The sequence below is a fragment of the Acinetobacter sp. SwsAc4 genome (genome assembly GCF_013391535.1).
In the GTDB taxonomy this organism is placed as follows: Bacteria; Pseudomonadota; Gammaproteobacteria; order Pseudomonadales; family Moraxellaceae; genus Acinetobacter.
This window is the reverse complement of record NZ_JACAXC010000051.1, coordinates 1-7,720: the sequence shown is the minus strand read 5'-3', so window position 1 is coordinate 7,720 and position 7,720 is coordinate 1. Positions and strand designations below refer to the sequence as shown.

The 7,720-nt window shown below is 37.9% G+C and carries 7 protein-coding genes and 1 pseudogene; 6 read left to right on the top strand and 2 right to left on the bottom strand.

Features of this window, described 5'->3' with window-relative positions; genetic code table 11:
* Nucleotides 1–143 (top strand): transposase domain-containing protein (locus HYG88_RS14885; RefSeq protein ID WP_178882603.1); only part of this gene is annotated, 143 nt, incomplete at its 5' end.
* 24 nt (nt 144–167) lie between these two features.
* Here HYG88_RS14885 and HYG88_RS14880 read toward each other — a convergent pair.
* Entirely contained in the window at nt 168–770 is a 603-nt protein-coding gene (locus tag HYG88_RS14880) for a TetR/AcrR family transcriptional regulator (RefSeq protein WP_005159556.1), read from the bottom strand.
* Nucleotides 771–1,256: 486 nt separating this feature from the next.
* Here HYG88_RS14880 and HYG88_RS14875 point away from each other — a divergent pair, with 486 nt between their 5' ends.
* The 5 genes and pseudogenes from HYG88_RS14875 to HYG88_RS14855 all read left to right on the top strand — a co-directional run.
* On the top strand, nt 1,257–2,216 hold the full coding sequence (locus tag HYG88_RS14875) for a metal-dependent hydrolase (protein ID WP_178883362.1): 960 nt from the start codon (nt 1,257–1,259) through the stop codon (nt 2,214–2,216).
* 62 nt (nt 2,217–2,278) lie between these two features.
* Nucleotides 2,279–3,106 (top strand): SDR family oxidoreductase, encoded by an 828-nt coding sequence (locus tag HYG88_RS14870; RefSeq protein WP_005159559.1) that lies wholly within the window; start codon nt 2,279–2,281, stop codon nt 3,104–3,106.
* A gap of 83 nt (nt 3,107–3,189) precedes the next feature.
* Entirely contained in the window at nt 3,190–4,710 is a 1,521-nt protein-coding gene (locus HYG88_RS14865) for an NAD(P)/FAD-dependent oxidoreductase (RefSeq protein ID WP_005159561.1), read from the top strand.
* A gap of 94 nt (nt 4,711–4,804) precedes the next feature.
* Entirely contained in the window at nt 4,805–5,680 is an 876-nt protein-coding gene (locus tag HYG88_RS14860; protein ID WP_178883361.1) for a class I SAM-dependent methyltransferase, read from the top strand.
* A 63-nt stretch (nt 5,681–5,743) separates the two neighbouring features.
* Nucleotides 5,744–6,199, top strand: a pseudogene (locus HYG88_RS14855) (DDE-type integrase/transposase/recombinase); the annotation flags it as partial.
* Between the two features lie 19 nt (nt 6,200–6,218).
* On the opposite strand, the gene HYG88_RS14850 reads toward HYG88_RS14855, so the two are convergent.
* On the bottom strand, nt 6,219–7,373 hold the full coding sequence (locus HYG88_RS14850; RefSeq protein ID WP_005159565.1) for a catalase family protein: 1,155 nt from the start codon (nt 7,371–7,373) through the stop codon (nt 6,219–6,221).
* Nucleotides 7,374–7,720 lie beyond the last annotated feature (347 nt).

Below are 7,720 nucleotides of genomic sequence, written 5' to 3'. Positions count from 1 at the left end.
CGAACATCATGACTTTAATCCAGTCAGCCAAGCTGAATGGTCTTGATCCGTATGCCTATCTCAGTGATGTGTTGAAAAGGCTGCCAACACATAAAATGAAAGATATCGAAGCGCTGCTGCCGCATAATTGGAAGCCTGCTTGAGTTCAAGTGGGCTTCACTGGATGCTTACAATTCTGCATCAATATAGCTAATGATCATGGTACTTAGACCTTTGACCATTTCATCGAAACTAATTTGTGGATTAGGCAAAATGAGATGTCGTGCCACATTAAAAATACTACTATTGATGCTGATATAGGCCGTAACACTCAAATTGCTCACTTTCAAATATTTAGGGTGGCGCATCATGTATTTCATCAGAACTTCCATCAATGCCATTTCAATTTGCCCAATATAGCGTTCATATTTAAGTTCAGTTGCATATCGTAGACAGATCAGGTAACGGTCATTGTCACGGGTCAACAAGTCACGGAACGTATAGAAAATCATTTCAAATAATGGTTCTAACTCCATTTCGACTATAATAGGTGTTAGTTCTTTAACCATGTCTAGAACTTCTTTGACAAATGATTTTGCCATTGCATCGTAGATTTCTTCTTTATTTTTAAAATATTCGTATAAAGAGCCGACGCTGACGCCTGCAATATCTGCGATGTGACGTGTTGTGGTTCCACTCGTACCATTTGTTGCAACAGCGATAAAGCCTGCTTCAATAATCGTATCTACTGTTACTTTTGATCGAGTTTGACGTGGTTTTCGAGTACCCATAAATATTGTTATATAAATCCGAACATAATGTCAGATTAGCATGCTCCACATGGAAGTAAAAGATCAGCCTACATAATCCGAACAAACAAAATTACATACTTTTGAATATCAAGTTATGCAGTGTAATAAAAATAATAATTTCTTTTATATCAATGAAACATAAAGATGACTTAAAGTATTTTAAATAAAATAAATAATTGATATATATTGCATTATTTCAAATTTAGTCAATTTGATATTTTAATTTTAAATAAAAATGTCTAACTTTTTGTGTTGATCATTACCTTATTTAATTGATTGTTTTACCCGAATTGAATCCGAACATAAGATCGGTTTACATTGTTTCTAGTAGGAAATTAGGTTCACAAAAATCTCCCGAATGTTTTTTCGTAACTCAAAGAATATGTAGCTATACAAAAAGAGATGAACCTGATTCAAAGAATGTAAAGGGCAAGTGACGCTCAAGTGAAGTAGGTAGGTGTAGCCATGATTAGCAACACATTAAAGAAAGGTTTAAGTTTATTTAATTCTAACCCGATAACTGAGCAAATTGATTTTGCAAGTAAAAAAAGTATTCCAATCCGCCATCTGGCAATTGGGTTTGAAGGCAAACAGGTTGATCTTTCGTTTTATATGAATAATCAGTTTGCGACACTTTTCTTTGCGACACTTTCAGTATTCCTGACTTATGGTGAAGATTTAGTGATTGAAACTGCACGTCACCATCGTGATTTACTCAAAGATCCTATTTTAAGACAGCGAGTGACGTCATTGATTGGTCAGGAGGCGATTCACTCAAAACTTCACAATGAGTTTAACGATGCGATTGTTGAACTGGATTATCCGGTAAAGCTCTATCGTTTTCTGGGAGAAAAATTCTTTGATCATATTTTCTTAAAGTTTCCACAACCATTGAAACTTTCATTAATGGCTGGAATTGAGCATTTTACTGCTGTGCTGGCGGAATACATGATGGCCCATGAAGAGAACTTCTATTTCTCCGATGATACCAAAACACGTGCTTTGTGGATGTGGCACATGCTGGAAGAATCTGAGCATAAAGATGTGGCTTATGACGTTTACCAAAAATTGAATGGTAACTATGCATTGCGTATTGCTGGTTTCTTCCTTGCGTATTTTACCATTCTAGGCCTTATTCCAATGACCACAACATGGGTGCCTTTACTGCGTAAACCACAGGAAATGTTGACTCCAAAATTCTGGAAAGATGCGGCACGTGGCGTGAAACTGGTATTCAGTCCAAAAGATGGTGTGTTTGGTAGTACGCAAAGTCGAATTTTTGATTATTTACGTCCAGATTTCCATCCAAATGATCATGATGCGTCTGCTTATTTTGCATATTACGAAAAGAAATTATTATCAGAAGGTGGAGCACTACATCCATTTTTTGTGAAGGAATTTACGCCAAAAGTGCAAGCTGCTTAAAACAGTTTTGAGATGGAAATAAATTTGTATTGATCAATACATTGGTTAATTATGGAATTACGATGAGACTATTTGGTAAGAAAAAAAATAAACCAAGCCAACAAGCCTTTGCTGTGGTGACAGGTGCAGGCAGTGGCATTGGGCGTAGCTTTGCCCTTGAACTGGCAAAACGTGGCGGCACAGTGGTGTGTTCAGACATCAATCTGGATGCAGCAAAAGAAACGGTGGCTTTGATTGAAGCACAAGGGGAAAGGGCCTTTGCGGTGCAATGTGATGTTGCGAAAGAAGAGCAGGTTAATCATTTGGCTGAGCAAGCTGAACAATTGATGCGGAGCCCTGTTACTTTGGTGATTAATAATGCAGGTATTGGTCTTGGTGGTAAGTTTGATGAAATGTCATCAGAAGACTGGAAATGGTGTATGGATATCAACCTATGGGGGGTTATCTATGGTTGTCGTGCTTTTGTACCTAAATTCAAACAATTAGGTTATGGTGCAATCATTAATGTTGCTTCAGCAGCATCCTTTACCGCAGCACCAGAGATGACTGTTTATAACGTTTCCAAAGCGGGTGTACGTGCATTATCTGAAACGCTGTCAGCAGAACTTAAAAAGTCGAACATTAAGGTTAATGTACTTTGTCCAACGTTAGTCCCGACCAATATCATCAAAAATGGCAAAGTACCACATAAGGGTCTTTTAGATTATGCCTTGACCAATCTTGCGTTTACGACCAGTGATAAAGTCGCAAAGTTGACATTGGATCGTTTAGACAAAGGTGAGCTTTATACCATCCCACAAATTGATGCCAAATTATTCTGGTTGATGAAACGTACTGCACCAAATTTATATGCAAAATTTTTGGGCACATCGTACCGATTAATGAAGTAAATCCTATCGGGTAAAAGATTTTGATGACTGAAATAAGATTAAAGATACGCTTATTTCAGAGCAATAAATGAAAGGAAATTTTAATGACAGCTCAAGCAAAAAAATTAAATTCTGCTGACAAAAAAGCATTGCCTCCACACATTTACGATACATTTATCGTAGGTGCAGGTATTTCAGGTATTGCAACTGCAATCCGTCTTGATCAAGTGGGTTATACCAACTATAAGATTATTGAAAAAGCGACGCGTGTCGGCGGCACATGGCGTGAAAACACCTATCCAGGTTGTGGTTGTGATGTTCCATCAGCATTATATTCATACTCATTTGCGCCAAGCGCTAAATGGAGTCATTTATTTGCTCGTCAGCCTGAGATCTTAAGTTATTTAGAAGAAGTTAGCGAAAAATTCAATGTAAGTTCGAAAATTGAATTCGGTACAGAGTTGTTGGGCGCTAAATGGGACAATGAACGTAATTTATGGGTGATGGACACCAATAAAGGGCAATTCTTGTCGCGTACTGCGATTTTTGCCACAGGTCCAATTACTGAGGCACAAATTCCAAAACTGGATGGTCTGAAAACCTTTAAGGGTGAAATGTTCCATTCAGCAAAATGGAATCATGACTATGATCTAACGGGTAAACGTATTGCGGTGATTGGAACTGGCGCATCAGCCATTCAGTTTGTGCCACAAATCCAGCCAAAAGCTAAAGAACTCTATGTATTCCAACGTACTGCGCCGTGGGTCGTACCAAAGCCTGATACTGACTTGGGCGATATCAGCAAAAAATTAATTGAAAAATTTCCATTGATTCAAAAAACTTGGCGTCAAGCGGTTGCTCAATCATTGAATGCAATCAACTTTGGTTTGCGTAATCCAGCCGTATTAAAGCCTGTCGGTGAGTTAGCGAAACTGATTCTACGTTTCCAGATTGAGGATCCTGAATTACGCAAAAATGTAACGCCAAACTTTACCATTGGTTGTAAGCGTTTATTGTTCGCTAACAACTATTATCCAGCCTTACAACAACCAAATACTAAACTCATTCCACATGGATTGGTCAAGGTTGAAGACAATACTGTGGTGTCTGCCAATGGTGAACGTCATGAAGTGGATGTGATCATTTGGGGGACAGGCTTTGAAGTTTCACATCCACCTATTGGTAAGCGTGTTTCAAACGAGAAAGGTGAATGCTTGAATGATTTATGGAAAAGTAGTTCTCCAGAAGCATATTTAGGTACAAGTATTGAAAATGTACCAAACGCATTCTTGGTATTAGGTCCAAACGTACTGGTCTATGACTCATTCATTGGTTTGGCAGAAGCGCAACTGGATTATATTGTTGATGGTTTATTGAAAATCAGAGACCAAGGCATTGCCAAGTTGAACATCAAGCCTGAAGTGATCAAGCATCATAATGAGCTGGTGCAAAAACATCTTAAAACCACAGTATTTAATGCGGGTGGCTGTAAGAGTTATTATTTAGATGCAAATGGCCGTAACTTTGCTGCATGGCCGTGGTCGTTGAAGAAGTTGAAGCAACGTTTAAAACGTATGGACTTGAATGATTACCAAGTGACATACCAGACTGAAAAAACCAACTAATTTTTAAATAAATCGTGAAAGGGCAGTAAATTTTATCTTAGGATGGAATTTGCTGCTTATTTTTTGCCAAATATAAAGAACTTGGGAAAAAGATATGAAAGAAGGACAATCCAGCCGAACGGCTGAGGCTGCGGCGGCATTAAGAGCAAATCACTTTCAGAATGCTGAAAATCCAGTATTTTCTGATCCGTTTGCATTTGAGTTGACTAGTCAGGGCTGGAAAAAATTACTAACGACACCACTGACCGTTAAAGTAATGAACTCATCCACGTTTAACCGAAGCTTGGGGTTGTTGACAGGGCAGGTGGTTGGGCGTTCACGTTATGCCGAAGATGCTTTGCAGCAAGCAATTCAACACGGTATCCAACAATATGTCTTGGTTGGGGTTGGGTTGGATTCGTTTATTTTACGCCAAGCTCAACACTATCCTAATCTCAAAATTTTTGAAGTGGACCATCCTGATACTCAGGCAGCAAAACAAAAAAAGCTGAAAGAGTTTGGAGAAATCCCGACCAATGTTGAATTTGTGCCAATTGATTTTGAAAAAGAGTCTATTGCCAATGCTTTAGCTCGAAGTGGCTTTCAACAAAATCAACCTGCATTTTTCTCATGGTTAGGTACAACCCATTATCTTGAACCGCAAACGACACTCCATACTTTAAAAATTATTAGCAGTATTGCTGCTGCAAAAAGTGAAGTGGTGATGGATTATTCAATTGATTATCGTGAATTGGACGGGGTGGAGCGTTTTGGAAGTATGTTCGTTTCTCAATTCACACGTTTCTTAAAAGAGCCGTTAAAAGGACAATTTAAACCTAAAGCTTTACATCAAGCTGTAAATCAAATGGGCTATCAAGTGGCTGAAGATCTGTCGGGATATGGTTTAAGCGAACGATATTTTAAAAATCGGGCAGATCATATTCGTCATACCATAGCGACACATATGTTGCATTTACGTTTAAAGGTATAAGTTGGCATCACAAACTGCTTTATCATCTTTGCTAGAGCAGAGTTAGGTTATTGAAACAAAACCAATTTATTTAGTTGTCGAATTGTTGGTTGGCAAACCGGCCATCGAATAGACCGTCAATTGGTGTTTGACACATTTAATTATGTGCTTGCACCTCAATATCCAACGAATATCATGGTCCATTCAGACCAAGGCAGTCAATACTGCAGTCGTGATTTTAGAGCACTATTATTAACGAATAACTGTCTTGAAAGTATGTCGCGCAGCCTTGCGCAGTATACTGCTCATGCTGGGGTAACGCAGTAACAGAAAGTTTTTTTCATACATCAAAAGGACATGTGGTACATGACAGTGTATTTTCTACAAAAAAAGAGGCAAACTCTGTCTTGTTTGAATATATTGAAGTTTACTACAATCGCGTCAGAAGGCATTCCGCAAACGGCTGGTTAATCCCAGAAGCCTTTGAACAGAAACATTTTAAGAGTTTTGAGGGCACCGACTATCCACAATACTGTGTAGGATCAAACAAAGCCCATTTCTATTTAGGCTCTTGTCTCTGAGCAGAATTCATTTCATGTCTGACGATACTTATATTTTCGTATATTACTTTACGTAATCTATTTATCGCACCTAATGGTTTATGTTCAGGTAGAGAATGCCAAGGCGTAAATGAAAGGTTTTCACAAAATTTATTCTGATCAGGCGTACTAAAAACCTGTTGAGGAATATGAATGGTTGCAACTTTATAAAAAGGAGCCTTGTCTTCTTTCCATTCATTCATCGAAGTTTCTACAAGCATTTTATTTGATGTTCTTGGTTGTATAAGAAATTCCATACATACATCTTTCTTATTTAAGGTATTTTGTAGAGCTGCCCTCAAAAAGTTAGGATCTGATTGATTAAGCATAGTATCTGCACTTAGGGAGCAAGGTCTTGCTGAATACTTTACTGCTTGACGATCAGCACCTAATCCTAATTGATAGGGAACCATTGACCAATAGCGAGCTTGAACTGGATTCGATATTTTTGAATTGCTTGCTCCCAATGCGTTGAGTGTTCCTTTAAAACCTAATGCGAAAGGGATATGCAATTTTTTTAAAGTACTTTTGCTATTTGTATCTTCTATAAAAGATAAATAACGTAAAGGTTCATCTACGAAAAATACAGGGTGGTTGATCATGATAAAATCTTGAGTCAGCGCTTGCTCATCATTTTCCAAGATTTTTTTACCTTGGACACCTAACAATTTTATTGCCATACCACGCGCGTCTTTTGTATCATCTGCTCTTGTGGCATCACCAGAAGCATTAGAAAAACGAATCCATGCTGAATAGGTCTTATCAGGAACAAAAATTCCTTGGGCTAAGTTTTTGGGTATAGATTTTGATACATGAAACTCTGCACGTACGCAGCCATGCGCTTTTGGGTGCGCATCTCTCAATGCATTGCCAGAGGAGTATTGACTTCGAATTGATTGAACAATTTGCTCTGTAATTTGATTCGCTATTATTTCTTCATCAGGCTGTAATTTTTCACCGAGTTCTCTATCAATGGTTGGATAGGGAAGTTGATGCATATTTGTTATGGTTTTTTTTTGCTGAAGGTTGTTAGAACAACCGCTTATGTTTATCAAAATAGGAGTCATGGCAAATAACAACAAACTGAAACGTATCGATGGCATATAATTTGACATTTACTTGCTCCTTATCCCATCGCAGTTATTGTTGAGTGCGATGGATCGATACACTGTGTGGTAAAAGATGTTGTTATCGGAATTATTGCTATCCTGTATTTTAGTACATCAAAACTTGAGTAAGAATACAAGCTGTTCTTAGTTATTGATTTTATATTTAACTTTTATCGAAATGTGGGTGTTTATAGATGATGTTTATGTCTGACTTTTAAAATATGCGCCTCTGTACACGACAAATTTCATAGAGCCCTTGTCCTATCAGGCTTTTTCTTTCTTAAAATTGCGAGCACTTTCTTAAATTCTTCTTTTTTTCCAAAACCAATCAAACGTAGAATAGCCATCTGAAC